The organism is Kitasatospora sp. NPDC086791 (genome assembly GCF_040685975.1).
GTDB lineage: Bacteria > Actinomycetota > Actinomycetes > Streptomycetales > Streptomycetaceae > Kitasatospora.
Window position 1 is genome coordinate 72,412 of the sequence record NZ_JBFBOC010000015.1, and the last position, 24,989, is coordinate 97,400.

General features: G+C 74.9%; 18 protein-coding genes. 14 read left to right on the forward strand and 4 right to left on the reverse strand.

Annotation, left to right across the window (positions count from 1 at the left end; genetic code table 11):
• Nucleotides 1–33 precede the first annotated feature (33 nt).
• The 4 genes from AB0Q99_RS20930 to AB0Q99_RS20945 all read left to right on the forward strand — a co-directional run bounded on the left by AB0Q99_RS20930 (nucleotide 34) and on the right by AB0Q99_RS20945 (nucleotide 5,634).
• Nucleotides 34–1,368, forward strand: a complete 1,335-nt coding sequence (locus AB0Q99_RS20930) for an ABC transporter substrate-binding protein (protein WP_363573902.1) — start codon at nucleotides 34–36, stop codon at nucleotides 1,366–1,368.
• A 216-nt stretch (nucleotides 1,369–1,584) separates the two neighbouring features.
• Nucleotides 1,585–2,622: a sugar ABC transporter permease gene (locus tag AB0Q99_RS20935; RefSeq protein ID WP_363573904.1), complete on the forward strand. Its 1,038-nt coding sequence runs from the start codon at nucleotides 1,585–1,587 to the stop codon at nucleotides 2,620–2,622.
• The gene (locus tag AB0Q99_RS20940) at nucleotides 2,619–3,683 is read left to right on the forward strand and encodes a carbohydrate ABC transporter permease (protein ID WP_363573906.1); all 1,065 of its coding nucleotides are present in this window, start codon (nucleotides 2,619–2,621) and stop codon (nucleotides 3,681–3,683) included. Before AB0Q99_RS20935 ends, AB0Q99_RS20940 begins: the two co-directional genes overlap by 4 nt.
• A 190-nt stretch (nucleotides 3,684–3,873) precedes the next feature.
• Entirely contained in the window at nucleotides 3,874–5,634 is a 1,761-nt protein-coding gene (locus AB0Q99_RS20945) for a DUF4153 domain-containing protein (RefSeq protein WP_363573907.1), read from the forward strand.
• Between the two features lie 141 nt (nucleotides 5,635–5,775).
• On the opposite strand, the gene AB0Q99_RS20950 is transcribed toward AB0Q99_RS20945, so the two are convergent.
• Complete coding sequence (locus tag AB0Q99_RS20950; RefSeq protein WP_363573991.1) at nucleotides 5,776–7,323, reverse strand: MFS transporter; 1,548 nt, start codon at nucleotides 7,321–7,323, stop codon at nucleotides 5,776–5,778.
• Nucleotides 7,324–7,831: 508 nt separating this feature from the next.
• Here AB0Q99_RS20950 and AB0Q99_RS20955 point away from each other — a divergent pair.
• From AB0Q99_RS20955 to AB0Q99_RS20965, 3 genes are all read left to right on the forward strand, one after another.
• Entirely contained in the window at nucleotides 7,832–8,383 is a 552-nt protein-coding gene (locus tag AB0Q99_RS20955; protein WP_363573909.1) for a TetR/AcrR family transcriptional regulator, read from the forward strand.
• 181 nt (nucleotides 8,384–8,564) lie between these two features.
• Nucleotides 8,565–9,263, forward strand: coding sequence for a ribonuclease HII (locus AB0Q99_RS20960; RefSeq protein ID WP_363573911.1), 699 nt, complete (start codon nucleotides 8,565–8,567; stop codon nucleotides 9,261–9,263).
• A 101-nt stretch (nucleotides 9,264–9,364) separates the two neighbouring features.
• On the forward strand, nucleotides 9,365–10,045 hold the full coding sequence (locus AB0Q99_RS20965; RefSeq protein ID WP_363573913.1) for a hypothetical protein: 681 nt from the start codon (nucleotides 9,365–9,367) through the stop codon (nucleotides 10,043–10,045).
• Nucleotides 10,046–10,273: 228 nt separating this feature from the next.
• Here the strand turns inward: AB0Q99_RS20965 and AB0Q99_RS20970 are convergent, their stop codons facing one another.
• Both AB0Q99_RS20970 and AB0Q99_RS20975 read right to left on the reverse strand, forming a co-directional pair.
• Nucleotides 10,274–10,990: a hypothetical protein gene (locus AB0Q99_RS20970; RefSeq protein ID WP_363573915.1), complete on the reverse strand. Its 717-nt coding sequence runs from the start codon at nucleotides 10,988–10,990 to the stop codon at nucleotides 10,274–10,276.
• Between the two features lie 366 nt (nucleotides 10,991–11,356).
• Nucleotides 11,357–13,552, reverse strand: coding sequence for a RecQ family ATP-dependent DNA helicase (locus AB0Q99_RS20975; RefSeq protein WP_363573917.1), 2,196 nt, complete (start codon nucleotides 13,550–13,552; stop codon nucleotides 11,357–11,359).
• Between the two features lie 228 nt (nucleotides 13,553–13,780).
• Between AB0Q99_RS20975 and AB0Q99_RS20980 the strand changes: the two genes are divergently transcribed.
• The gene (locus AB0Q99_RS20980; protein ID WP_363573919.1) at nucleotides 13,781–15,313 is read left to right on the forward strand and encodes a DUF4192 family protein; all 1,533 of its coding nucleotides are present in this window, start codon (nucleotides 13,781–13,783) and stop codon (nucleotides 15,311–15,313) included.
• A gap of 31 nt (nucleotides 15,314–15,344) precedes the next feature.
• On the opposite strand, the gene AB0Q99_RS20985 is transcribed toward AB0Q99_RS20980, so the two are convergent.
• Nucleotides 15,345–16,658: an alpha/beta fold hydrolase gene (locus AB0Q99_RS20985; RefSeq protein ID WP_363573921.1), complete on the reverse strand. Its 1,314-nt coding sequence runs from the start codon at nucleotides 16,656–16,658 to the stop codon at nucleotides 15,345–15,347.
• A 783-nt stretch (nucleotides 16,659–17,441) separates the two neighbouring features.
• Here AB0Q99_RS20985 and AB0Q99_RS20990 point away from each other — a divergent pair.
• From AB0Q99_RS20990 to AB0Q99_RS21015, 6 genes are all read left to right on the forward strand, one after another.
• The gene (locus tag AB0Q99_RS20990; protein WP_363573992.1) at nucleotides 17,442–19,526 is read left to right on the forward strand and encodes a glycogen debranching N-terminal domain-containing protein; all 2,085 of its coding nucleotides are present in this window, start codon (nucleotides 17,442–17,444) and stop codon (nucleotides 19,524–19,526) included.
• Nucleotides 19,527–19,719: 193 nt separating this feature from the next.
• Nucleotides 19,720–20,478, forward strand: coding sequence for an NUDIX domain-containing protein (locus AB0Q99_RS20995; protein WP_363573922.1), 759 nt, complete (start codon nucleotides 19,720–19,722; stop codon nucleotides 20,476–20,478).
• A gap of 213 nt (nucleotides 20,479–20,691) precedes the next feature.
• Nucleotides 20,692–20,970, forward strand: coding sequence for a hypothetical protein (locus AB0Q99_RS21000; RefSeq protein WP_363573924.1), 279 nt, complete (start codon nucleotides 20,692–20,694; stop codon nucleotides 20,968–20,970).
• A gap of 254 nt (nucleotides 20,971–21,224) precedes the next feature.
• Nucleotides 21,225–22,736 carry an ATP-binding cassette domain-containing protein gene (locus AB0Q99_RS21005; protein WP_363573925.1) on the forward strand — a complete coding sequence of 504 codons (1,512 nt, stop codon included), beginning with the start codon at nucleotides 21,225–21,227 and terminating at the stop codon, nucleotides 22,734–22,736.
• Nucleotides 22,737–22,739: 3 nt separating this feature from the next.
• Nucleotides 22,740–23,645, forward strand: coding sequence for a hypothetical protein (locus tag AB0Q99_RS21010; RefSeq protein WP_363573927.1), 906 nt, complete (start codon nucleotides 22,740–22,742; stop codon nucleotides 23,643–23,645).
• Between the two features lie 157 nt (nucleotides 23,646–23,802).
• A complete protein-coding gene (locus AB0Q99_RS21015) occupies nucleotides 23,803–24,735 on the forward strand; it encodes a FadR/GntR family transcriptional regulator (protein ID WP_363573929.1) in 933 nt (310 codons plus the stop codon).
• The last annotated feature ends 254 nt before the right edge of the window (nucleotides 24,736–24,989 follow it).

Consider the following 24,989-nt stretch of genomic DNA (forward strand, 5'->3'; position numbering starts at 1 on the left):
CCGCACCCGAGTCACCGTCGACGATGGGTCGCCGTGCCCGCCCTGGTGGCGGCACTGACGCTGACCGCCGCCTGCTCCAACAGTTCCGGCGGTTCGAGTGACGGCGGAGGCGGCGCAGCCCCGTCGCTGTCCGGCGACTGCGCCAAGTACCAGCCGTACGCCGGTCATTCGGGCACGACCGTGACGATGTTCGCCTCCATCCTGAGCCCGGAGTCGGACAACCTGGAGAAGTCCTGGGCCGAGTTCAGCACGTGCACCGGGATCAAGATCCGCTACGAGGGTTCGAACGACTTCGAGTCACAGCTTCCGGTCCGGGTGGCCGGCGGCAACGCCCCCGACTTCGCGATCATCCCGCAGCCGGGCCTGCTGGCGCAGATGGTGAAGAGCGGCAAGGTGGTGAAGCCACCCGCGGGGACCGTCGCGAACCAGGACAGGTGGAGCCCGATCTGGAAGACCTACGGCTCGGTCAACGGCACCTTCTACGCGGCCCCGATGAGCGCCAACATGAAGTCGCTGGTCTGGTACTCGCCGAAGGCCTTCAAGGCGGCCGGTTACGAGACGCCGAAGACCTGGGCGGACCTGATGGCGCTCAGTGACCGGATCGCCAAGGCGGGCGGCCCCAAGCCGTGGTGCGGCGGCATCGCCTCCGGGACGGCCACCGGCTGGCCGGCCACCGACTGGCTGGAGGAGGTGGTGCTGGGCAGCTACGGCGGCGAGGTGTACGACCAGTGGGTCGGCCACCAGGTGAAGTTCTCCGACGAGAAGATCACCACGGCGATGAAGACGGTCGCCGGCTGGATGCAGAACCCGGCCTGGGCCAACGCGGGCTTCGGCGACGTGAAGTCGATCGCCACCACCACCTTCCAGGACGCGGGCACGCCGGTCCTGAGCGGGAAGTGCATGATGCTGCAGCAGGCGTCGTTCTACGAGGCGCAGTGGCCCAAGGGCACCAAGGTCGGCCCGGACGGGGACGTCTTCGCCTTCCACCTGCCCGCGGTGAACCCCTCCGTCGCCAACCCGGTCGAGGGCGGCGGCGAGTTCCTGGCCGCCTTCGCCGGCCGGCCCGAGGTGCAGGCGGTGCAGAACTACCTGTCCAGTTCGGACTGGGCGAGCAGCCGGGTGCGGACCGCGAGCGGCTGGGTCTCGGCCAACCAGGGCGTGGACAAGAGCCTCTACACCGACCCGATCGACAAGCTGTCGGCCGACGCGCTGACCGACCCGGCGGCCACCTTCCGGTTCGACGGCTCCGACCTGATGCCGGCGGCGGTCGGCGCCGGGCAGGAGTGGAAGTCGCTGACCGCCTGGTTCGCCGAGGGGCAGTCGATCCAGAAGACCGCCGCCGACATCGACGCGGCCTGGCCGCAGTAGCGGGGCGGGGCAGGCCGGGGCCGGCGTAGCGGTTCGTGTCGGCCGTCCGTTCCGCCGTCCGTTCCGCCGTCCGTTCCGCCGTCCGTTCCGCCGTCCGTTCCGTCCGGCCGCACGGCGGGGCCGGACCCACCAGGACCACCTGTCGAGGGCGGTGCGGGGCCACCCACCCGCACCGCCCGCCCCCCTTCCCGTCGCACCCGAAGGGACGCGCAGACATTGTCCGTACCCGGATACCCGTCACCCGCCGTCGCACCGGCCGCCGAGACCCTGGCGGTCGGCTCCTGGGGCGACGCGGCGGTCAAGTTCGGCAACACCCTCGGCGCCGTCGCGGGCTTCCTCGGCATCCTGCTGGTGGTCTTCCTGGTCGCCGGCCGGGCCCGCGGCCGGCTGGCCCGCCCGCTGGCCGTCGCGGTGTTCCTCGGCCCGGCGGCGCTGCTGCTGGCGGTCGGCCTGGTGGTGCCGCTGGTCCGCACCGGCTACCTGAGCCTGCAGAACGACGACGGCACCCGGTTCGTCGGCGGCGAGAACTTCGGCTGGGCCCTCACCACCGACTCGGTGCAGAAGGTGCTGCTCAACACCCTGCTGTGGCTGGTGGTCGCACCGCTGGCGGCGACCGGGCTGGGGCTGCTGCTGGCGCTGCTGGTGGACCGGATGCGCGGCCAGTCGGTGTACAAGTCGCTGATCTTCATGCCGATGGCGATCTCGCTGGTCGGCGCCTCGATCATCTTCAAGTTCGTCTACGAGTCGCGCGGGCCCGGACAGCCGCAGATCGGCCTGCTCAGCCGAGTCGCCGTCGCGCTGGGCTGGGACGACCCGCCGAACTGGATGCTCTCGCAGCCGCTGAACACCTTCCTGCTGATGGCGGTGATGGTCTGGGTGCAGACCGGCTTCGCGATGGTGGTGCTGTCGGCGGCGATCAAGGCGATCCCGGGCGAGGTGGTGGAGGCGGCCCGGCTGGACGGCGCGAGCGGGGTGCGGTTGTTCTGGTACGTCACCGTGCCGATGATCCGCACCACGGTGATGGTGGTGCTGACCACCGTCATGATCATCACGCTGAAGGCCTTCGACATCGTCCGCACCATGACCGGCGGCAACTTCGGCACCCAGGTGCTGGCCAACGAGATGTACTCGCAGTCCTTCGTGCAGTTCAACTCCGGGCGGGGCGGGGCCCTCGCGGTGATCCTCTTCCTCGCGGTGCTGCCGCTGGTGGCCTACAACATCGTCCAGCTGCGGAAGGAGCGTGAGGTGCGGTGAGCCCGCTGTGGAAGCGCTCGGACTCGGAGCCGTCCGACTCGGGGCCCTCGGACTCGAAGCCGTCCGACTCGGGGCCCTCGGACTCGAAGCCGTCCGACGCCAAGCCCGCGGAGTCGAAGCCGGTCCTCGTGAAGGCGGCCCCGCAGGTGGCCGGAGGTCCCGGGAACCCGGTTCGCAAGGCCTTCAGCAGCCCGCTGGCCTCGGTGTTCGTGATCGCGATGACCGTGCTCTGGACGATCCCGACGCTGGGCCTGCTGGTGACCTCGCTGCGCCCCAAGCAGGACGTGACCTCCAGCGGCTGGTGGAGCGCCCTGCTCCACCCGGACTTCGGCCTCGGCAACTACCACTCGGTGCTGTTCGAGGGCGGTCCCGGCGTCTCGGCCGGCCTGATGCCGTTCCTGGTGAACTCGCTGGCGATCAGCGTCCCGGCGACCGTCTTCCCGCTGGTGCTCGCGGCGATGGCGGCCTACGCGCTCGCCTGGGTGCGGTTCCGGGGGAGCGACGCGGTGTTCTTCACGGTGTTCGCGCTGCAGGTGGTGCCGCTCCAGATGGCGCTGATCCCGCTGCTGCGCCTGTTCTCCAGCGGCGCGCACCTGGGTTCGCTGACCGTGATCCCGGCGGTGGACCTGAAGGGCAGCTACGCGCCGGTCTGGTTGGCGCACACCATGTTCGCGATGCCGCTCGCGGTGTTCCTGCTGCACAACTTCATCGCCCAGCTGCCGCGCGACCTGATGGAGGCGGCGGTGGTGGACGGCGCCTCGCACTTCAAGATCTTCCGTTCGATCGTGCTGCCGCTGAGCGCGCCGGCGCTGGCCTCGTTCGCGATCTTCCAGTTCCTCTGGGTCTGGAACGACCTGCTGGTCGCGCTGACGTTCGCGGGCGGCACGCCGGAGGTGGCGCCGATGACGGTGCGCCTGGCCCAGCTGTCGGGCTCCCTCGGCGGGCGCTGGGAGCTGCTGACGGCCGGGGCGTTCCTGTCGATCATCGTGCCGCTGATCGTCTTCTTCAGCCTGCAGCGGTACTTCGTCCGGGGGCTGCTGGCGGGGTCGGTGAAGGGGTAGTCGGAGGGCGTGCCGGAGGGATGGCCGGAGGGATGGCCGGTGGCGAGCTGGTTCTGAACGCGTTCAGAACCAGCTTTTGAACCTGTTCAGAATGGTCTACAGTCGGCGGTGACGGCGGTGCCGAGCGCGCCTGCCGGCGGACTGCCCAGAGGGCGGCTTCCGCATGCTCGTCGACCACTGAGGGGGCCCCATGTCCGGTCTGTCCGCGCCCGCCCCGGCCGATCCGCCACCTGTGTCGGGGCCGGGGCCGAAGCCGGGGCCGGGGCCGGGGTCGGGGCCGCAGAGCCCGGACGACCCGCAGGGGCCGTCGGGTCCGCAGGCGCCGGCCGGGCCGTACGCCTCCTGGGACCTGTACCGGGCGGCCGGACCGTCGGGCGCGGAAGCCCCGTACGGCGTGGCCGGTCCGCACGGTCCGCACGGTCCGCAGGGTTCGACGGGTGCGAGCTGGCTGCGCCGCAGCGACCCCGAGCGCCGGTCCGGGGCCACGCCCCGGGTCGTCCTGGCCGCTCTGCTCACCGGCCTGTTGACGGCCTGGCTGCTGTACGACGGCCTGGGGGCCAACCTGCTGATCTGTGGGGCCGCCACCGCGGTCGGGGCCGGATTCGCCGCCCGGGTGGCGGGCCGCCGGATCCGGCCCTGGACGGCCGGGTGGAGCCTGCTCTCGCTCGCCCTGCTCGCCGTCCCGGCCTGGTGGGACGCCGGTTGGCCCGCCCTGCTGGCCGTCGTGGGCGCGCTCGGCCTGGCCTCGCTGGCCCTGCACGGCGGCCGCCGTTGGCCGGGCGTCCTGTTCGCCCTGCCCGGGCTCCTCTGGCAGCTCGTGCCCGCCGTGGGGTGGGCCTGGATGAGCATGGAGGGGCGACCGCTGCCCGGCCGCGGCCGGATCGTCCCGGTGCTCAAGGCGATCGCGGTCGCCGTCGTCCTGCTGACCGTCTTCGGCCTGCTGTTCGCCAGCGCCGACGCCGCCATGGCGGACCTGCTGGGCAACCTCGGTCCGGACCTCGACCTCGGCCAACTCCCGGCGCGCGGCCTGCTGTTCGTACTCGGGACGCTCACCGTGCTCGGCTTCGCCCGGATCGCGGCCGGCCCGCGTCGCTGGGACCGGACGGTGATCCGGCCGGGCCGTGAACGGCGGCGACTGGAGTGGGCGCTCCCGCTGGTCGCGCTCGACCTGATGTTCGGCGTCTTCGCGGTGATCCAGGCCGTGGTGGTGCTCGGTGGGGCGGACGCGGTGCTCGGCAACACCGGTATGAGCCGCTCCGCGTACGCCCGGCAGGGCTTCTGGCAGTTGAGCGTGATCACCGTGCTGACGCTGGCCGTGGTGGCGGTCGCCAAGCGCTGGGCGCCGCGCACCACCGAGGCCGACCGCCGGGTGGCGCGGATCCTGCTCGGCCTGCTCTGCGTGCTCGCGCTGGCCGTGGTCGCCTCGGCACTCGGCCGGATGTGGTTCTACGTGGACGCCTCCGGGCTGACCCGACTGCGGCTCTGGGTGCTCGTGGTCGAGGTCTGGCTGGGCGTCGTCTTCCTGCTGCTGATCACCGCAGGGCTGACCCGGGGCGCCGGCTGGCTGCCGCGCGTCGTCGTCCTCAGCGGGATGCTCGCCGTCGCGGTGTACGGCCTGATGGGCCCGGACGCGATCGTCGCCGACCAGAACGTCGGCCGGTACGAGCGGGCCCTGCGGACCGATCCGCACACCGCGAGCATCGACCTGCGCAACGTCCGCCTGCTCTCGGCGGACGCGGTGCCCGCCCTGGACCGACTCCCCGAGCCGCAGCGGAGTTGCGCGCTGGAGCTGATCGGACAGGACCTGGACCGGGAGTCGAAGCCCTGGTACGCGACCAACCTGGCGGCCGCCCGGGCCCGGCAGGTGCTGGCGGAGCGGCCGCTGCGGGACTCGGCGGTGATCGGTCGCAGTGCCTGCGACCGGGCCGGGTTGCCGTACGGGGCCCGATAGCCCGACGGCGCGGGGGACCGCTGCCGATGGCGCGGCGGCAGCGGCAGCGGCAGCGGCGGCGGCAGGGCCGGCCGGGAGCGTGCTGCTCCCGGCCGGCCCTGGGCGTCGTGGCGTTGCCGTGCCGTGGCGTCAGCGCCGGTGTCAGTGCATGGCGACGGGGGAGGCGTCGCCGCTCGGCAGGTCGCTGGCCTTGGCCTTGATCACGAGGACCGCGACCACCAGGGCGACCGCCGCGAGCCCGGCGCCCGTGATGAAACCGTGCGAAATGCCCTGGGTGAGCACGGTGTTGGCGGCGTCCGTACCCGGCGGGAACTCGTGGTGCTGCTGCAGGTAGGCCAGCTGCTCCGGATTCGCGCTCTGCATGAACTTCGGCAGCTGCGTGGCGGCCTCGGCCGTGGCGTAGTGCGCGAAGACCGTGGTCAGGATCGACAGACCGAGCGAACCGCCGATCTGCTGCATCGAGTTGAGCAGGCCGGAGGCGGCGCCGGTCTCCTCGCCCGGAACTCCCGCGACGGCGAGCAGCATCACCGGGACGAAGATCAGACCCATGCCGAAGCCGAACAGCACCGTGGGGCCGAGCACCCCGTCCACGTAGCCGCTGTCCTTGCTCATCTGGGTCAGCCAGCTGAGGCCGATGGTGACCAGCAGCGCGCCGCTCACCATGAACGGCTTCGGGCCGTACTTGGTCTGGAGGTTGGACGCGAGCTGCGCGGCGATGATGATCGAGACGCTGATCGGCAGGAAGGACACGCCGGCCATCAGCGGGCTGTAGCCGAGCGGGCCCTGCACGAACAGCACCACGTAGAAGAAGATGCCGAACATGGCCGCAGCCAGGCAGAGCATCATCACCAGGCCGCCGGTGCGGTTGCGGTCGGCGAACAGGTGCATCGGGGTGATCGGCTGGTCGGTGCGGTTCTCCACCACGAGGAAGGCGGCCAGCAGGATCGCGCCGGCCGCGAAGGAGCCGAGCGTGAGGCTGTCCGACCAGCCGTCCGAGGCGGCCCGGATGAACCCGTAGACCAGGCCGACCAGGCCCAGCGTCGAGGTGAGCGCGCCGGGCAGGTCGAAACGGCCCGGGTGGCGCTCGGACTCGGCGATGTAGCGCGGCGCGGCGATCGCGATCATGATCGCGATCGGCACGTTGACGAAGAACACCCAGCGCCAGTTCAGGTACTCGGTGAGCAGGCCGCCGGCCAGCAGGCCGATCGCGGCGCCCGAGCCGGCCACCGCCGAGAACACCCCGAACGCCTTGTTGCGCTCGGGCCCTTCCTCGAAATTGGTGGCGATCAGCGCGAAGGCCGTCGGTGAACAGATCGCGCCACCGATGCCCTGGAGTGCGCGGGCGGCCAGCAGCATGCCGCCGTCCTGGGCGAAACCGCCGAGCAGCGAGGCCAGGCCGAACAGCAGGGTGCCGAAGATGAACACCCGGCGCCGACCGAGGATGTCCCCCGCGCGACCGCCGAGCAGCAGCAGCCCGCCGAAGGTCAGCGTGTAGGCGTTGATGACCCAGGACAGGTCGGTGGTCGAGAAGTTCAGCGCGTTCTTGATGTGCGGCAGTGCGATGTTCACGATGGTCGAGTCGAGCACCACCATGAGCTGGGTGGCCGCGATGACGGTCAGGGTGATGCCCTTGCCCCGCCCCTTCGCGGCCTGCGGTGGTGGTGCGTTCTTGCTGAGCGTGTCGGAGATAGCCACGAATGTGCCCCCTGCTGGCCATGTGCCCTGGTGCTGTGGACAGCGGCGGTCCGCCGGTGCCCGGGTACGGCGCTGCGCCCTTGCGCAGACCGGGAAGGAACGGGATCGTTCACTAATCCGGACGATAACCTGGCTTTGATTGTGAACGCAAGCGTTCCTTAAGGAGGTGGCGATGGAGCGGTTGGTGCGACGCCTGGTGACGGACCGGTCCGGTCGGTCGTCGGGGCGGTCGACCGGCAGGTCGGCGGGCGGGCTGGCCTCGGCGGCGGGAGCGGCGGCGTCGGGAGTTCCGGTGGTCCCGGGAGCTCCGGCCGTCCCGGGCACCCCCGTGGCCCCGGGAGTCCCGGATGCCTCGGGTGTCCCGGGCGTGGCGGGTGGATCGAGTGTTCCGGGGGTCGAGTCGGGTGCGGCCGGTCCGCAGTCGGGTGCCGGACCGGCCCCCTGCCCGGTGTGGACCGCCCGTCAGGCCCTGACCGGGCCCGGGAGGCGCCGGGGGAAGGAGTTGGAGAACGCGATCTTCGAGGCCACGCTCGACCAGCTCACCTCCGGCGGGTACGCGCGGCTGACCATGGAAGGGGTCGCCGGTGCGGCGCGGACCGGGAAGGCCGCGCTCTACCGGCGCTGGGCGTCCAAGGACGAACTCGTCATCGATGCCCTGGACGCCACTCTTCCACGCCCTTACGACACCCCCGACCTCGGGTCCGCCCGGGACGAACTCCTCCAACTCGTCGAGGCGTTCGCGGCCGCGGTGACCTCCCGGGTGGGTGCGGCCCTCCACGCGCTGATGGCCGAGATCGACCAGGAACGGGCCGAGGTCTTCAAGGGCTTCCTCGACGACCGGGTCATCGGGCCGACCGCGGCGACCATCCTGGTGATCCTCCAGCGCGGCGCGGGGCGTGGTGACGTGCGGCCCGGCGCGGCAACCCCGCTGGTGGCCGACGTGATCCCGGCGATGCTGCTCTACCAGGCCAAGATCCGCGGATTCCAGGACCTGGGGCCGGACTTCGCCACCAGGCTGGTGGAGGAGGTGCTGCAGCCGATCATCCGGGCCTGAGGCCTGAGGGCTGAGGGCTGAGGGCTGAGGATTGAGGGTCGAGGGCGGGGCCGGGTGTGGTGCGGGCGCGAGCCCGAGTGTGGGTCTCGGTGCCGAACTCGGTGCGGGCCGGAGGGCGGCGGATCCGGCGGGCGCGGGGCGGGCTTAGGCTGGAGGCTGCCCCAGTTGAACGGAAGCCGCCATGCCCATCGTCCCGCCGACGCACTCCGTCGAACGCTCGCTCCGCCGGGCCGGCGCCAGGACCGTGGTCGGCCTGGACGAGGTCGGGCGCGGCGCCTGGGCGGGACCGGTCACCGTGGGCGCGGCCGTCACCGGCCTGCGCAAGGCGCCGGAGGGGCTGACCGATTCCAAGCTGCTCACCGAACTGCGCCGCCGCGCGCTCGCCCCGGTCCTCGCCGACTGGGTCACCGCGTACGCCCTCGGGCAGGCCTCGGCGCAGGAGTGCGACGAACTCGGCATGACGGCGGCGCTGCGACTGGCCGCCGTGCGTGCCCTGGAGGCGCTGCCGGTCGAGCCCGACGCCGTGATCCTGGACGGCAAGCACGACTACCTCGGCGGCCCCTGGCGGGTGCGCACGGTGATCAAGGGCGATCAGTCCTGCATCTGCGTCTCGGCCGCCTCGGTGCTCGCCAAGGTCCACCGCGACGGCCTGATGGCCGAATTGGGCGAGGGGTGCCCGGAGTACGGCTTCGCCGACAACGCCGGCTACCCGTCCCCGGTGCACCGTGCCGCGCTGGAGGAACTCGGGCCCACCGAACACCACCGGGTCTCCTGGGCGTACATGGACGGGCTGCCGAAGTGGCGTCACCTCAAGCGCGTTCGCGAGGGCGTGGGCGAGGCCCGGGGATCCGCCGACGAACAGTTGACGCTCGGTTTCTGACGATCCGTCTGGAATTGTCCCGAGTGGGGGTCGTGGGTGTTCGGCGCCCAATGGGTGGGGTGCCCGTGCGCGTTCGACCGGCATTTGATAGATATCCGGGTATGCCTGTCTTCCCCGAGGAGCCGGAGATTCACGAGAGCCTCCCGGGCCCCGGCGTTCCCTTCCCCCGAGAGTCGGACGCACAAGCCCTCCGCGCGCCTGCCACCGGCGGCGTGCCCACCATCACACCCACCACCGTCGCCGCCCCGGCCACGGTGCCCGGCCCCCGCCCGGCGCCTCCGCGTCCGGCCCCGCCGCGCGCCGCCCGGCCCGGTCCGCCGCGGTCGGTCCCCAAGCCCGGTCCGGCGCCGCGCCGCCCGGCCGCCGCCGCGCCGCAGGTGGAGGTCCGGCGGATCGCCGCCACCCCGGCCCAGGCGCTGGAGCGCGCCGACGAGGCGGTCGACCTGCTGTTGGACTCCGGTCGCGATCCGGCCGGGATCCTGGTCCTGACGGTCGGCGAGGCGCACCCCTGGCAGCAGCACGAGCTGTCCTTCGGCGAGGAGCGCTACTGGGCGCAGCTCGCTGACGGCGGTGACGTGTTCTACGCGGACGCCGCGCTGACCCGTCCGGCCCGCCGTGAGGCGGTCGTCCTGGTGGTCAACGGCGGAACGCCCGCCCGGGCCGCCGCGGCGTACACCGAGGCGCTCGGCCGTGCGACCGCCCTGCTGGTGGTCTGCGGCGACGCCGGCCCGGCGGCCGCGGAGGCGGCCGGAGCCGCGTCCGGGCGCCCGGTCACGGCCTGACCGCAGCCCTTCCGCCTCCGGGCCCGGTGCCGTTCGACGGTGCCGGGCCCGAATACCTTTCCCGTGGCGGAAAGCCGTCGCCGGGCCGGAGCCCGCCCTGCGGCGGGTGGAGGCGCGTCCGGGCGCGTCGGGGTGCCAGGCGTCGGGCCGGCGTGCTCGCTTTCCGTCCGCCTGCACGTCCGCCGCTCGCCCGCTCGCCCGCTCGTCCGCCCGGCTGGTTCGGCCGGCTCAGCGGGTGCCGGTACGGCGGGTCGGCTCGGTCGTCGCGACCCGCGCCGGGACCCACGGGGGCTCGGACTGCGGGGAGCGCAGCACATCGGCGCCGTGGTCGGCCTGCGCCGCCGCCTGCAGGCGGGCACGCTGGCCGCGCGAGGTGTCGAGCACCGAGCGCGGTGGCAGCTCCGTCACGGTGTGCACCGGCCCGTCCGTCCACGACCCCGCGTGCGGATTGCGTCCGCCCCGGCCGTCCCCGAGGACCTGCCAGCCCGCCGGAGTGAGACCGATGTACGAGCCGCAGCGCAGTCCGTGCAGCACGGCCGCGTCCCGCAGCGCCCACATCCAGGCGCCGTCCTGTTCCGTCCAGCCGGGTGCACCGTCGCGGCAGCGCAGCAGTACGGCCGTGCGGGTCGGCTCGGGCAGCCGCAGGTCGTGCGGGACGATCCGGCGCAGGTGCGCCAGCAGGGCGTTCCGGTGCTGCCAGCCGTCGGTGTCGTGCGGCCAGGGGGTGAAGGACGCCGAGGCGACCAGGTGGTGGAGCGCGTCCAGGACGGCGACCACGACCGTGCCCGGCTGGGGCAGGTGGCGCTGGTGCAGCTCCAGGACGAACTCGCGCGGATCGCGCAGCAACGGGATCCCCGAGGCGGCCCAGGTCTCCAGGTCCAGCACCCGTCTTTGTGCCGAACTCCCGGAGAGGGGATTCTGACCTCGGTCGATGCCGTTGATCACGATCCTCCTTCCTGACCCGTGGCTAGGCGGGTGCCTGGGTACGCCGAGGAGCGGGTCCGGCGGACCGAGTTTCGGGTACCCCCCGATTCTCGGGGCATCGGGGGCGGAGCGGCAACGATGAAATGACGATCGCCACCCGATAGCCCATGGTCTGTCGGATATGTTCCACTGTCACCCGTGCATCGCCGCGGTGTGGCCAGGTCTTGATCCACAACGCCCGAAGCGCGAGGTGAGCCGTCGTCGGCACGGTGACCACCTCCTTTGGGCGTCGGCCGACCGGTGTGATCGAAATCGCTTGGCTTGATCCTTTCTGTTAGGCCATTCGAGTGATGACCGGTGTTCCCCCGACGACGTTCGGTCCTCCCGTCACCCCTGTACGGCCAACACCAGCGGCAGCACCGCGCCCGCCCCGGCCCGGCGCAGCAGCCGGGCGGCCACGGTGACCGTCCAGCCCGAGTCGACGAGGTCGTCCACCAGCAGCACCGGTCCGCCGGCGGCCGCCACCGCCTGCTCCACCTCGGGCGGCAGGACCAGCGCCCCGGCCAGCGAGTGCAGCCGTTGGGCGCTGTTGCTGCGGGCCCCGTGCGGCGGCAGCCCGCCCGCGTACTCGATCCGGCCGAGCAGCGGCAGCCGCCCGATCTCGGCGATCCGCGCACCGAGGCTGCCGACCAGTTGGGGACGGCGCGAGGAGGCCATGGTCACCACGCCGACCGGCCGGTCCAGCCGGGAGCCCTCCGCCGTCGCGGGCCCGGCCCAGCCGCCCGGCCCGCGGGCCCAGTCGGCGAGCACCGCCACCAGCGCGTCCACCGCCTCGCCGGGCACCGGCACGTCCGGCGCCTGCTCGGCGAGCAGGGTGCGCAGCCGGTTGCCCCAGCCGATGTCGGACAGCCGGCCGAGCGCCCGGCCGGTCTCGGCCTGCTCGCCCGCCGGGATCCGGCCCTTGAGCGGCACCCCGAGCGCGTCCATCCCGGTCGGCCAGAGCCGGCGCGGCTCGAAGCTCACGCCCGGCCGGCCGAGCGCGGCCCGGGCGGCGGCCAGTGTCCCGGCGGAGACGTCCGGGCTGTGCAGCGGCCCCGCGCAGTTGTCGCACCGCCCGCACGGCACGGCCTGCTCGTCGTCCAGCTGCCGGCGCAGGAACTCCATCCGGCAGCCGGTGCCCGCCGCATATTCGCGCATCGCCCGCTGTTCCGCCTCCCGGGAGGCGGCGACCTTGGCGTAGCGGGCGGTGTCGTACGCCCAGCTCTGTCCGGTGGCCGTCCAACCGCCCTTGACCCGGCGGACGGCGCCGTCCACGTCGAGCACCTTGAGCATGGTCTCCAGCCGGGCCCGGCGCAGGTCCACCCGGGGCTCCAGGGCGGCGGTGGAGAGCGGGCGGCCGGCCTCGGCCAGCGCGTCGATGGTGCGCCGCACCTGCTCCTCCGGGGGGAAGGCCAGCGAGGCGAAGTAGCGCCAGATCGCCTCGTCCTCGCGCCCGGGCAGCAGCAGCACCTCGGCCCGGTCCACGCCGCGCCCGGCCCGGCCGACCTGCTGGTAGTAGGCGATCGGCGAGCTGGGCGAGCCGAGGTGCACGACGAAGCCGAGGTCCGGCTTGTCGAAGCCCATGCCCAGCGCGGACGTGGCGACCAGGGCCTTGACCCGGTTGGCCAGCAGGTCGGCCTCGGCGGTGCGGCGCTCGGCGTCCTCGGTGCGGCCGGAGTAGGAGGCCACCGGGAAGCCGCGTTCGCGCAGGAAGGCCGTCACCTCCTCGGCCGCGGCCACCGTCAGGGTGTAGACGATGCCCGAGCCGGGGAGCCGGTCGAGGTGGTCGGCCAGCCAGGCGAGCCGGTGTGCCGGGTCGGGCAGCGCCAGCACGCCCAGGGTGAGGCTCTCCCGGTCGAGCGGTCCGCGCAGCACCAGGGCGTGCTCGTCGGAGGTGCCGGTGCCGAGCTGCTCGGCGACGTCCGCGGTGACCCGGGCATTGGCCGTGGCGGTGGTGGCCAGCACCGGGACGCCGGGGGGCAGCTCCGCGAGCATGGTGCGCAGCCGGCGGTAGTCGGGGCGGAAGTCGTGCCCCCAGTCCGAGATGCAGTGGGCCTCGTCGACCACCAGCAGGCCGGTGGAGGCGGCGAGCTTGGGCAGCACCTGGTCGCGGAAGTCCGGGTTGTTCAGCCGCTCGGGGCTGACCAGCAGGATGTCCACCTCCCCGGCGGCGACCTCGGCCTGGATCCCGTCCCACTCGTCGGTGTTGGCCGAGTTGATGGTGCGGGCGTGGATGCCGGCCCGGGCCGCCGACTCGACCTGGTTGCGCATCAGGGCGAGCAGCGGCGAGACGATCACCGTCGGCCCGGCGCCGCGGGCCCGGAGCAGGGCGGTGGCGATGAAGTAGACCGCGGACTTCCCCCAGCCGGTGCGCTGGACGACCAGGGCACGGCGGTGGTCGACCACGAGGGCCTCGATGGCCGTCCACTGGTCCTCGCGCAGGACGGCGACGGGGCCGGCGAGCTCGCGCAGGACGGCCTCGGCCCGCGCCCGGACCTCGGCTCGGTCGGCGGTGGCGGTGGTGTGGGTGTCGGGCTGCTGCATGGCGTCCATGTAACCCCGTAGTGCCGACAAGCGGCGAATGCCGGGGCGGGGAGTGAGTGTACGGCGGGGTGTATTTCATCCGCTGTTCCGCTGAACGGTAGTCAAAAACCACTCCACGGAGGGCGTGTCGCTTGCTCCGAATGGGCGAAGGGAAATTCGGAGGCCGAGTTATCCACAGAAAAAAGTCGGGTCCGGCGCCGTTCGCGGATCGCGTCCACTCTTGCGGTCATGAACGCGATGAACAACGAAAACGTCATTCTGTCCCTCGGCCCGGCCTCCGAGCACCGGCCGGTCGTCATGCGCGGTCCGGCCGACATGGCCGAGCTGTTGCCCTACTTCCTGGGGTTCTACCCCGACGACAGCATCGTGGCGGTCGGCCTCCAGGGCCCCGACCTGCACCAGGGCGGGCTGATCCGGGCGGACCTGCCGGACTCGCCCGCGCAGTGGCCGGCCGCCGCGGAGGAGACGGCCGCCCTGCTGGTCGCCCTCTCCGAGCGGAACGGCGCCCGGCCGCTCCAGGTGCTCCTCTACCTCTGCCAGGATCCCGGCGCGCCGCACGCCCCGCCGGTGGTGGACGGCCTGCGTCCGCTGGCGGACGACCTCCGGGCCGCCTTCGGACGCCGGGGCGTCGTGGTGAAGGAGTCGCTGTGCGTCTCGGACGGCCGCTGGTGGTCCTTCCTCTGCCGCGGCACCGGCTGCTGTGACCCGGCGGGCAATCCGGTGCGGCGCGGTCCGGGCCCGGCGGCCGCCGCCGCGACGGTCGCCGGACTGGTGCCGCGCGGCAGCCGGAAGGCGATCCTCGGTGGGCTGGTCCCGATCGGCCCGCCGGAGGACGCCGCCCGGCGCGAGGCACTCGCGCGGGCCGAGTCGACCGCGGACTCCTGCTCCCGGGAGCAGGGCATCGGGCTGCTCGACCAGGCCGTCGCCGAGTTCGCGGCCGGCGCCCGGGAGCTCGACCCGGACCGGACGGCCCGGCTGCTGTTCGCCCTGCGGGACCGGACCGTCCGGGACCGCGGCGTCGAGTACGCCCGGCCCGCCGAGCTGGCTCCCGCCGAGCGCCTCTGGCGGTTCCTCGCCCGGAGCGCCGTCCCGCCGTACGAGAGCTGCGCGGTGGCCCCGCTCACCCTGCTGGCCTGGGCCTCCTGGGTCGCCGGGGACACGGCGACGGCCCGGGTCGTGCTCGGCCACGTCCTGCGGCTCGCCCCGGACTGCCTGCTGGCCGAGCTGCTCCACGAGTCGCTCAACGACGGCATGACGCCGGGGGCGCTGCTGGCCGCCGTCGAGGCTCAGCGGCGGCGGCGCGAGCAGCGGCCCGCGCCGGCGCCGGCCGACGACCCGCCGCCCTCCGCCGACGGTGCGGGTCCGGCGCCCGCGTCCCCGGCGGACGAGCTCCCCGGTGAGGAGCCCGGCCGGGCCTCCGGCGGTCGCCGACGTCGCCGGGGAGCCCGGCGGAAGGGCTCGCCCGCGGCGCCGGCACCGGCCTCGGCTCCGCACGGCCCGGGCGGACCCGACGGTCACACCGGCCCGGGTGGACCGGCGCCGGACGGGAGCGCCGCAGGGCCGCCGGCCGCTCTGCAGCCCGCGCCGGGCCAGGCCCCGGCACCCGGGCGCGGTCGGCCGGCCGGGGAACGGCCCGCCCGGGGCGGCCTGCGGCTCGGCCGGGCGGTGGCGGGAGCGCACGCCGCCGTCCGCGCCGGGAGCGGACTGCACCGGTGCCGCGGGGGCCGGCGGGCGGCCAGAGGAGGCCGCCGTGCCCACTGAGCCGCTCGCCGCCGCACCGGCCGACCGCCCGCTACGCCTCGCCGTGCGCCATCGCGATCAGGCGGTCCAGCACCTTGCCGCCGCTCACCCGCAGGCCGTCGTGCTCCCACTCGTTGGTGATCCAGGTCCGCAGGCCGCGCACCGCGCGGGCGGTCTCCAGCGAGTCGGCGGTGTCCACGTACATGTCGTCGTGGTACACCGCCGCCACGACCGGCACGCGGTTGGCGGCCAGGCGCGCCCGGTCGTACAGGTCGGGCCAGTCGGTGCGGGCGGCGAGCAGCTCCGCGGTCTCCTTCAGCGGGCGCAGGGCCGGGTCGGTGTCGAACATCCAGGGGTAGATCATCTCCCCGGTGAACAGCACCGGTGCGTCGGACTCCAGCGCGGCCCGGGCGTCGAACTGCGGGAACTCCTCGCGGAGCCGCTCGGCCGACCAGGCGGTGCCGCCCTGGTCCACCGACCGCTGGCCGTAGATCGACTCGTGCAACACCGCGTACAGCGGGCCGCCCGCGAAGGAGAGCTGGGCCTGGGCGCCGGCCAGGAAGGTGTCGGAGAGCTCGGGTCCGGCCGCGCCCTCCACCCAGGCCTCCTCCAGCAGGTAGTGCAGGACGCCGGAGCCGTTGCCGCCGCCGAGCAGCATCCCGAGGGCCTGGAACGCCTCGACGGTGAGCATCCCGCCGTCCGGCAGGGCCGCGGGGGAGTCCGCGAGGTGGGCGGCGATCCGCCGCACCGCTTCGACGTCCTGCGGGAACCGGGCGTAGTGGTCCTCGTTCTTGCGGACCACACGCGGGTAGGCGGCGCGGTAGACGTCGTCGGCCGAGCTGCCGAGGCCGGCCAGGCCGCCGGTGACGAAGGCCTCGGTCAGGCCCTCGGGAGCGATGGAGAGGTAGGTGAGGGTGCAGAAACCGCCGAAGCTCTGGCCGAGCACGCTCCAGCGCCGGTCGGCGCCGAGCAGCCGGGTGCGGATCAGCTCGGAGTCCCGGACGATCGAGTCCGCGCGGAAGTGGGCCAGGTAGTCCGCCTGCTCCTGCGGGCCGCCGCGGCGGGCGAGGGTCTGCCGGGTCGCGGGAGTGGACCGCCCGGTGCCGCGCTGGTCGAGCAGGAGCACCCGGTAGTCGTCCAGGGCGCGCTCCAGCCAGGAGTCCCGGCCGAGTGGGCGGGCGGCCTTGCCGCCGGGGCCGCCCTGGAGGAAGAGCAGCCAGGGCAGGTCGTCCCGCTCGCGGCGGACGGCCACCACCTCGCGGGCGTACACCTCGATCTGCTCGCCCTGCGGGGCCGCGTGGTCGAGGGGGACCTGGAACACGTGGTCGGTCGTGACGATCCCGGGCAGCCGGCTGACGGTGGACATGGGACTCCTCGGTCTCTGCTGGTCACAGTGGTGGCGTCGCGGTTCACGGGGTCACCGGGTGCGGGGCCGCGACCCCCGCACCGTATCCTGGCGGCGATCGAGCGCCGGTTCGACCGTCCCGGTACGCCCGATCGAGCGGTCGACCCCGGCCGGCCCGGTCAGGGCAGTGCGGCCGACGGGCCGAGAAGCCCGGCACGAGGCCTCGGCCGCGGACGGCGAGGGACCCGCGGCAAAGCCCCGGCGGCACTCCGGCGGAGGCGGCACGACCGCCCGGCGGGGAGGGCCCCGACCAGGGGCGGTCGCGGCGGGGCGTGACCTGGCGGCGGTGCGCGGCGTTCACCCCGGGGGCCCTGTGCCCGGACGGAGACCGACCGGTGCCCGCCCGGCCGGGCCGTCCGACCGGTGGCACCGGACCCGGACGCCCCGGGCACCGGCGGCGGTCGGCGGCCACGAGCGGCAGCCGGGGCCGGTCGCCGTGAGGGGCCGGTCGGCCCTGCGGGTGCGGGCCACGGGTCAGGCGTCACCGGCGGTCCGGGAAACCGGACCTGACGGTGTGCCGGGTGCGGTGGCGGGCCCGGCGCGAAGGCGCGGCGAGCCGGTACCCGCCCGGGGTACCGGGCACCGCATGGCACGACCCGCCACCGGGTACGGCCAGACACGGCACACCCGCCGACGGGAAACCCCGCCGGCCTGGCACCATCAGCACGCGATCGAGCATGCTCGCGGCCCACCGGCCTGACCCGGCCACCGGACCGCCGAGGGGAGGAGAGTCCGGTGACCGCCATGAGGCCACCACAGGCCATGCCGGCCGAGAGCGTGGTCGGAGCGCCGAGACCGGTCGGACGTCCCGACCTGGTCCCGCCCGCCGCCCCGCCGCGCCCGCAGCCCCCCGCGGTCCACCACGCGGTGATCTGTGTCAACGCTCCGGCGATGGCCGCCTCCGGCCCCGACGGCCAGCTGCGCGGCCACGGCCTGCACGGCTTCTACCGCAACGGCGTCCGGGCGCTCGCCCGGATGGAGGTGCGGCTGGGCGGTATGGAGCCGCTGCCGCTCCAGGGCGCACTGACCAGCACCGCCCAGGCCCGTTTCCTCGGGGCCGTCCGGGTCCCCGGCGACCTCGACCCGGACCCTGCGCTCACCGTGGAGCGGCTGCGCCACGCGGACGGCGTGGAGACCGTCGTCGTGCGCAACACCGGCCCACGGCCCGCCCGGCTGCCGCTGGAGATCGCCGTCGGCACGGATCTCGGCCCGGTCGCCGAGATCGCCGCCGGGCACCGTCCGCCCGACCTGCCGGGCCAGGTGCAGTCCGCCGGGCTGCGCTGGACGGGCCCCGTGCACAGTGCCGTGGTCAGCGCCAAGCCCTCCCCGCACGCCGTCCTGGCCGGCGCCGGGGTGCTCCGCTGGGACCTGGAGGTCCAGCCCGGCGCCCGTTGGTCGGTCGAGCTGCGCACCGAGCTGGAGAGCGTCGCCACCGGCCCGCGCCCGCCCGGTGGGCGCGGCACCGGGGTCCCGTTGCCCTGGTCCGCGCCGGAGGTCCGCAGCGACGACTCCCGGGCCGCCCCGCTGGTCTCCCGCTCCCTGGACGCCCTCGGCGGGCTGCTGTTCGCCGATCCGGACCGCCCGACCGACCTCTACCCGGCCTCCGGCGCGCCCTGGCGCTTCGGCCTCGCCCCGGCCGACGCGCTCTGGGCCGCCCGGCTCACCCTGCCGCTCGGCACCCGGCTGGCCGCCGGCACGCTGCGGGCACTGGCCCGCCGCCAGCAGCTCTCCCCCGCCCCGGGCCGTACCGAGGGGCTGCTGCCCGGCGGTCTGCGGCACGGCGGCCCGGAACTGCCGCCCACCTGCACCGCCACCGAGGCCACCCTGCTGTTCGTCACCGTGCTGGCCGAGGCCTGGCGCTGGGGCCTGCCGAGGGCGGAGGTCGCCGAGCTGCTCCCGGCCGCCGAGCGGGCCCTGGCCGCCCTGCGCGACGGGCTGGTCGACGGCTTCGTCACCGACCTGAGCCGCCCGGCCGAGGAACGCTCGGCCCACCCGGTCGCCGCCCGCGCCGAGGTCCAGGCGCAGGCCCACCGCGCCGCCCTGCACGGCGCCGAGCTGCTGGAGGCCTTCGGCCGCCCGGGCGCCGAGGCCTGGCGGACCTGGGCCGCCGGCCTGCGCGGGCGCTTCCGCGAGCGGTTCTGGGTCGACGACCTCTCCGGCGGCCGCCCCGCCGCCGGGCTGGTCCCCGGCGGCCAGCCGCTGCCCGCCGTCGCCTCCTGCCTGGTGCACCTGCTGGACACCGGGCTCGCCGCCGACGGCGGCCGGCACGAGAGCCTGCTGGACCGCGAGCAGACCCGGCTGCTCGCCCAGCGCCTGGTCGCCCCGGAACTGGACAGCGGTTGGGGCCTGCGCACCCTCAGCGCCAAGTCCCCCCGGTTCAACCCGCTGGGCCACCGCGGCGGCGCGGTACGGGTCCACGAGACCGCGCTGGCGATCGCCGGACTGGCCGAGGCCGGCCACGAGAACGAGGCCGGCGCCCTGCTGGAGGGCCTGCTCGCCGCGGCCGCCCACTTCGAGGGGCGGCTGCCGGAGATGTACGCGGGGGAGCAGCGCACCCCCGGCTGTCCGCCGGTGCCGCACCCGGCCGCCTGCCGCCCGGCGGCGGTCTCCGCGGCCGGCGCCGCGCACGCGGTGTTCGCCCTCGCCGGGGTGCGGCCCGACGTTCCGGGCGGCCGGGTGCTGGTCCGCCCGGCCAGCACCGCGCCGCTCGGCGAGCTGGAGCTGACCGGGCTGCGGGTGGCGGGCGAGCCCTTCTCGGTCCGGGTGAGCCGGATCGGCGTGGCGATGGTCGAGGAGGCTTCCGCGGACCTGCAGCTCGTCGCCCGCTGACCGCGACCCCGGCTCCGGCTCCGGCCCGGCGACCCCGCTCCCGGTGGTGGGCGCCCGTGCACCGGACCCGGGAGCCGCCGCCCGCCCGTGCGCGAACCGTGCCGGGCGGGTGGGTGAGCGGCCCCTACGGGCCGCGTGCGCACCGTGCGCAAGGCCTGTGCTTATCGTCAGAGAGACGACTATGATCGTCGCCATGTCGCGTTACGATCCGTCGGCCTTCCCCCCGTTCGCTGTCACGGTTGACCTGGTGGTGCTGACGGTGCGCGACCACGCGCTCTGCGCCCTGCTGGTCAGACGCGGCGAGCCGCCGTTCCAGGGGTACTGGGCGTTGCCCGGCGGCTTCGTCCGGCCGGACGAGGGCCTGGCCGAGGCCGCCTCCCGGGAGCTGGCCGAGGAGACCGGCCTGCGCGCGCACTCGGCCCCGGGCCACGAAGCGGTCGGCCCCGGCGCGGCCGGAGCCCACCTGGAGCAGCTCGCCACCTACGGCCACCCGCAGCGCGACCCCCGGATGCGCGTGGTGAGCGTGGCCTACCTGGTGCTCGCCCCCGACCTGCCGACGCCCCGGGCCGGCGGCGACGCCAGCAGCGCCCGCTGGGCCCCGGTCGGCGAACTCCTCGGCGAGAACCCGGCCGATGGCGTCCCGCTCGCCTTCGACCACGGACTGATCCTCGCCGACGGCGTGGAACGCGCCCGTTCCAAGATCGAGTACTCCTCGCTCGCGACCGCCTTCTGCCCGACCGAGTTCACCGTCGGCGAGCTGCGCCGGGTCTACGAGGCGGTCTGGGGCGTGGTGCTGGACCCGCGGAACTTCCACCGCAAGGTCACCGGCACCCCCGGCTTCCTGCTGCCCTCCGGCGGCACGACGACCCGTCAGGGCGGCCGCCCCGCACAGCTGTTCACCGCCGGCGGCGCGACCGTCCTCAACCCGCCCATGCTCCGTCCGGAGTCCTGAGCACCACCGCACGGGCCCGGGCCGCGCACCACCCCGCGCGTCCGGGCCCAGCGCACCGCACCCCGCGTCGCGCGTCGCGGGCCGGTCCCGGCGGACGGTCCAGGGCTACCGAATGGCCCGGCCTGGCTGCGGCCGCGCGGGCACCGGCGCAGAGTGTCGGTGGACGCTCCGGCCGCCGGGCCGGAGGCCTTCCGGACCTCCAGGAGCCCTGCGATGGCCCTCAAGGACTGCGCCCACCAGCGATTCCTCATCGAGGGGCTGGTGGCCGACTACAAGAGCCTCGACCCGACCACCACCGCCACGGAGAAGGAACTGGCCGTGCTGCAGGCCGAGCAGGCCGCGCCCGAGACGATCGTGGGCGTGCAGGAGAGGCTGGCCGCCGAGCGCGAGCAACTCGGCCAGATCGCCGTCGAGGGCCAGGCCGCCGTCGACGAGTTCCGGGCGGTCTGCGGCGATGAGAAGCTCCCGGAGCTGCCCTGGCCGTCCCGGTAGGACGGGCGACCAGGAGCCCTCGAAGCCCCGGCCCGTGCCTCCGCGGCGCGTGGTCCCGTGAATCGCAGGATCGGATTTTCCCCTGATCGGGTGAGGTGGGCAGTCGGCGGGCCCGTGCCGTTCCCGCAATGCCCGGAATCGCCGCCGCAGCCCCCTAATGTGCTGGCGCGGAGCCGTGCGGCGGGTGCGACGCCGGCCCATCAGGGGGCGCTCCGCGTCGCGCAGGTCGGCCGAGGGCACGGGAGCAGCCAGCGATGATCCAGATCACCGGACTGACCAAGGTCTACCGCAAGGGCGCGCCGCCCGCCTTGCTGGACCTGACCTTCGACGCTCGGCCCGGCACGGTGACCGCCATGCTCGGCGCCGAGGGAGCGGGCAAGTCCACCGCGTTGCGGCTGATGCTCGAACTCGAGCGCGGCCAGGGCGTCACGCTCTTCGACGGCCGCCCCTACCGCCGGCTCCGTCGCCCCGAGCGCGAGGTCGGCGTGCTGCTGCCCGGTCCGGGCGGTGGCGCGGCCGCGGTGGCCGGGCACCCGGGACGCAGGGCGAACGGCCACCTGCGGATGCTCGCGGCGGCCGTCGGCGTCCCGGCCCGGCGGGCCGACGAACTGCTGGAGCAGACCCGGCTGGCCGCCGTCGCCGGGCAGCGGCTGCGCACCTTCTCGCCCGGGATGCACCGCCGACTGGCCCTGGCCGCCGCCCTGCTGGGCGACCCCGGCACACTGCTGCTGGACGCGCCGACCGAGGGCCTGTCGCCGCGCAACGTCGAGTGGTTCCACTCCTTCCTACGCTCGTTCGGCGTCGCCGGCGGGACGGTCCTGGTGACCACCCGCACCCCGCAGGAGGCCGCGCAGCTCGCCGACCGGGTCGTCACCCTGGACCGCGGCCGACTGGTGGCCGACCAGCCGGTCGCGGAGTTCCGACGGACCCGGCTCAGCCCCGAAGTGGCCGTCCGGGGGCCGCAGATGGCGCGGCTGGCGGACCTGCTGGTCAAGCAGGGCGCCGAGGTCCGCCGGGACGGCAGCGTGGGCCTCGCGGTGGCCGGCATCGGCCGCACCGAGATCGGCGAACTCGCCTACCGCCACGGGATCCTGCTGCACGAGCTGGCCGACCGGGTGGTCGAGCAGCCCGTGCCCCGGGTCGTCCTGCCGGCCGCCTCCGGCCGCTCCGGTCACCTCCGCGTCCGCCCCGCTCGGGACGCGAGCCCGGACGCGAAGTCGAACGCGGAGCCGGACGTCGGACCGGGCCCCGAACCGGACCCCGGAGCCCCGGCCGAGGCAAAGGCCACCGGTCCCGCCACCGGTACCGCCGTCGCGTCCGCCGCCACCTCGGCCGCCGCGCCCGCCATCGACCCGGCCACCGAGCCCGCCGCAGCCGCCACCCCGCGGCGCCGGGCCGAGCGCGCCCAGGACGACGCCTCGCTGCCCACCCGGGCGCTGCCCGTCGCCGTGGTCGCCGCCGCCCTCCCCGCCGTCGGCAGGCCCGCCCAACGGGCCGCGTCCGCCCGCCCGGCCCGGCCCGCCGGGCACACCGGGGCCGGTGAGCCGGCGCCCACCGTCTCTGTCGACCGGCTGTACCGCGACGACCCGGCCCCGGCCGGGGAAGCCGGCCGGGCCAAGCCCCCGGGCCGCCGCGAGAACACCGACCTGCGCGCCGGCGACACCGTCCGGCTCCGCCGCCTCGCCTCGGGCGCGTCCGCCGCCCCCGCCCCCGCCCCCGCCCCGACCCCCGCCCCCGCCACCACCGACGACCACCGGAGCGAGTGAATCGTGCGTGTCCTGGCCTACGAGCTGCGCCGCCTGCGCGGCCTGCGTTCCACCTGGCTGCTGCTCGCCGCCGTACTGCTCGGCGATGCCGCGGTGGCCGCCGTCCTGGCGAGCCAGACCCCGGCCGGCCCGCTGGCCGCGCCCGCCGGGGTGCGGCTGCTGACCGCCACCGTCCCGCTGATCCCGCTGCCGTTCGCGGCCCTCGGCGCCGGCGTGCTCGGCGCGCTCTCGTACGGGCACGAGGTGCGCCACCCGGGGCTGCCTGCCTCGTCGGTGTCGTACCCGCGCCGGGTGCGGCTGCTGCTGGCCAAGCTGCTGGTGGCCGGCCCGGTGGCGGCGCTGCTGGCGCTGGCCACCCTGCTGCTCGACACGGTGGCCGTGCACCTCGCGCTGCCGGACGGGGTGACGGTGACGGCCTGGGCCGAGCCCGCCGCGCTGTCGGCGCGGGTGTCCGAAGCGGTGGGCGGCGCCGGGCTGTCCGGACTGTCCGACCTGCCGGGCGCCCTCGCCCCGCTGGCGCTGGTGGCCGGCCACGGGGTGCCGGCCGCGCTGCTGGCGTTCGTCCTGCTGACCGTCGTGGCAGCCTGGACCGGTGTGCTGACCGCGTCGCTGACCCGCAGCGCCGCCGCCGGGGTGCTGCTGCTGTGCGCGCTGCCGCCGCTGCTGGAGTCCGGCGTCGCCCTTCTGCTGCGCCGGACCGGTCGGCCGTGGCTGGCGCGGGCGGCCGAGCTGCTGCCCTTCCAGTCCGGCATCGAGTGGGCCTACGGCTGGGTGTACGGCGGCGCGCGCGGGGCGGTGGCCGGGAGCGCGGCGCTGACGGACCCGGCGCTGCTCGCGGCGGTCGCGGCCCCCGCCGCCGTGCTGCTGCTCGCCGCGCTGCTCGTCCAGGCCCGGCGCCGCGCGCTGTAGGGCCAGGTGCCGCGCGCTGTAGGGCGCGTCGCCGCGGGCGACGGGGTGTCGGCGTGTCGACGGTCCCGAAGAACCAAGATCGACCAGCAGTGGCCGGAATGCGCGGTTCTTCCTGATAAGAAGTCAATTATCCAGTCACGGTCGATCACCCTTTCGTGTGCTTTTCACGAGAATTCTCAAGCCACGCCTGCCGATCGCCGACAAAGGAGGCGTGAGTACCCTTGCGCACCCCACCATGACCCCCGCCCGTTCCGCCGATGGGTCGATCCACGGCCCCGGCGACCTGGACCGCTTCTCGTACGCCGACCGGCCGACCCCGCCGGCGCCCCGCTGGGAGGGCGCCGAGTCCGATATCTCCCGGGTCGGCCGCAAGACCACCAGCAGCCGCGGCCGCGGTCTGCACGGCCAGCTGGTCCAGCAGCTCGGCCAGATGATCGTCTCCGGTGACCTCGGCGCCGACCGCCCGCTGGTGCCGGAGGAGATCGGCCAGCGCTTCGAGGTCTCCCGGACCGTCGTCCGCGAGTCGCTGCGCGTGCTGGAGGCCAAGGGCCTGGTCAGCGCCCGGCCGAACGTCGGCACCCGGGTCCGTCCGGTCGGCGACTGGAACCTGCTGGACCCCGACATCATCGAGTGGCGGGCCTTCGGCCCGCAGCGGGACGAGCAGCGCCGGGAGCTGTTCGAGCTCCGCTGGGCGATCGATCCGCTGGCCGCCCGGCTGGCCGCCGGTCACGGCCGGGAGGACGTCCAGCAGCGGCTGGTCGAGCTGGTCGAGATCATGGGCCACGCCGCCGCCCAGGCCGACCTCTCCACCTACACCCGGGCCGACGCCGAGCTGCACAGCCTGGTGCTGCAGATGGCCGGCAACCGGATGCTGGAGCACCTGTCCGGGATCGTCGCCTGCGCGCTGCAGGTCTCGGGCGGCCCGGCGATCTCCTGCGAGCGGCCCTCCGAGTCCTCGGTCGGCCTGCACGCCCGGCTGGTGGACGCGCTGGGGGCCAGCGACGGCGCCGCGGCCGAGGTCGCGATGCGGGCGCTGCTCACCGTCCACCCCGAGATCGAGCCGTCCGTCCCCGCGCCCCGGGAGCACTGAGCGGGCTGTTCCCACGAGCGGAGGCGCCGGGCCCGGCGGTCCGCTCCGCCAGGCCCTCCGGCCGCACCGCGCGGCGCAGCCGGAGGGCTTCCGCATGCGGACGGTCCTCCGGGGGCGGGTCATCCGGCCGTCGACGATCCACCTGGACATGACAAAGTGCTTCGGCGCGAGTGCGCGATGATGGAACCCGGCCCGGTGGCCGCGGGCGCCGTGTGGTGTGACCCGCGACACGAAGGCCATGCGTAACACTTGAC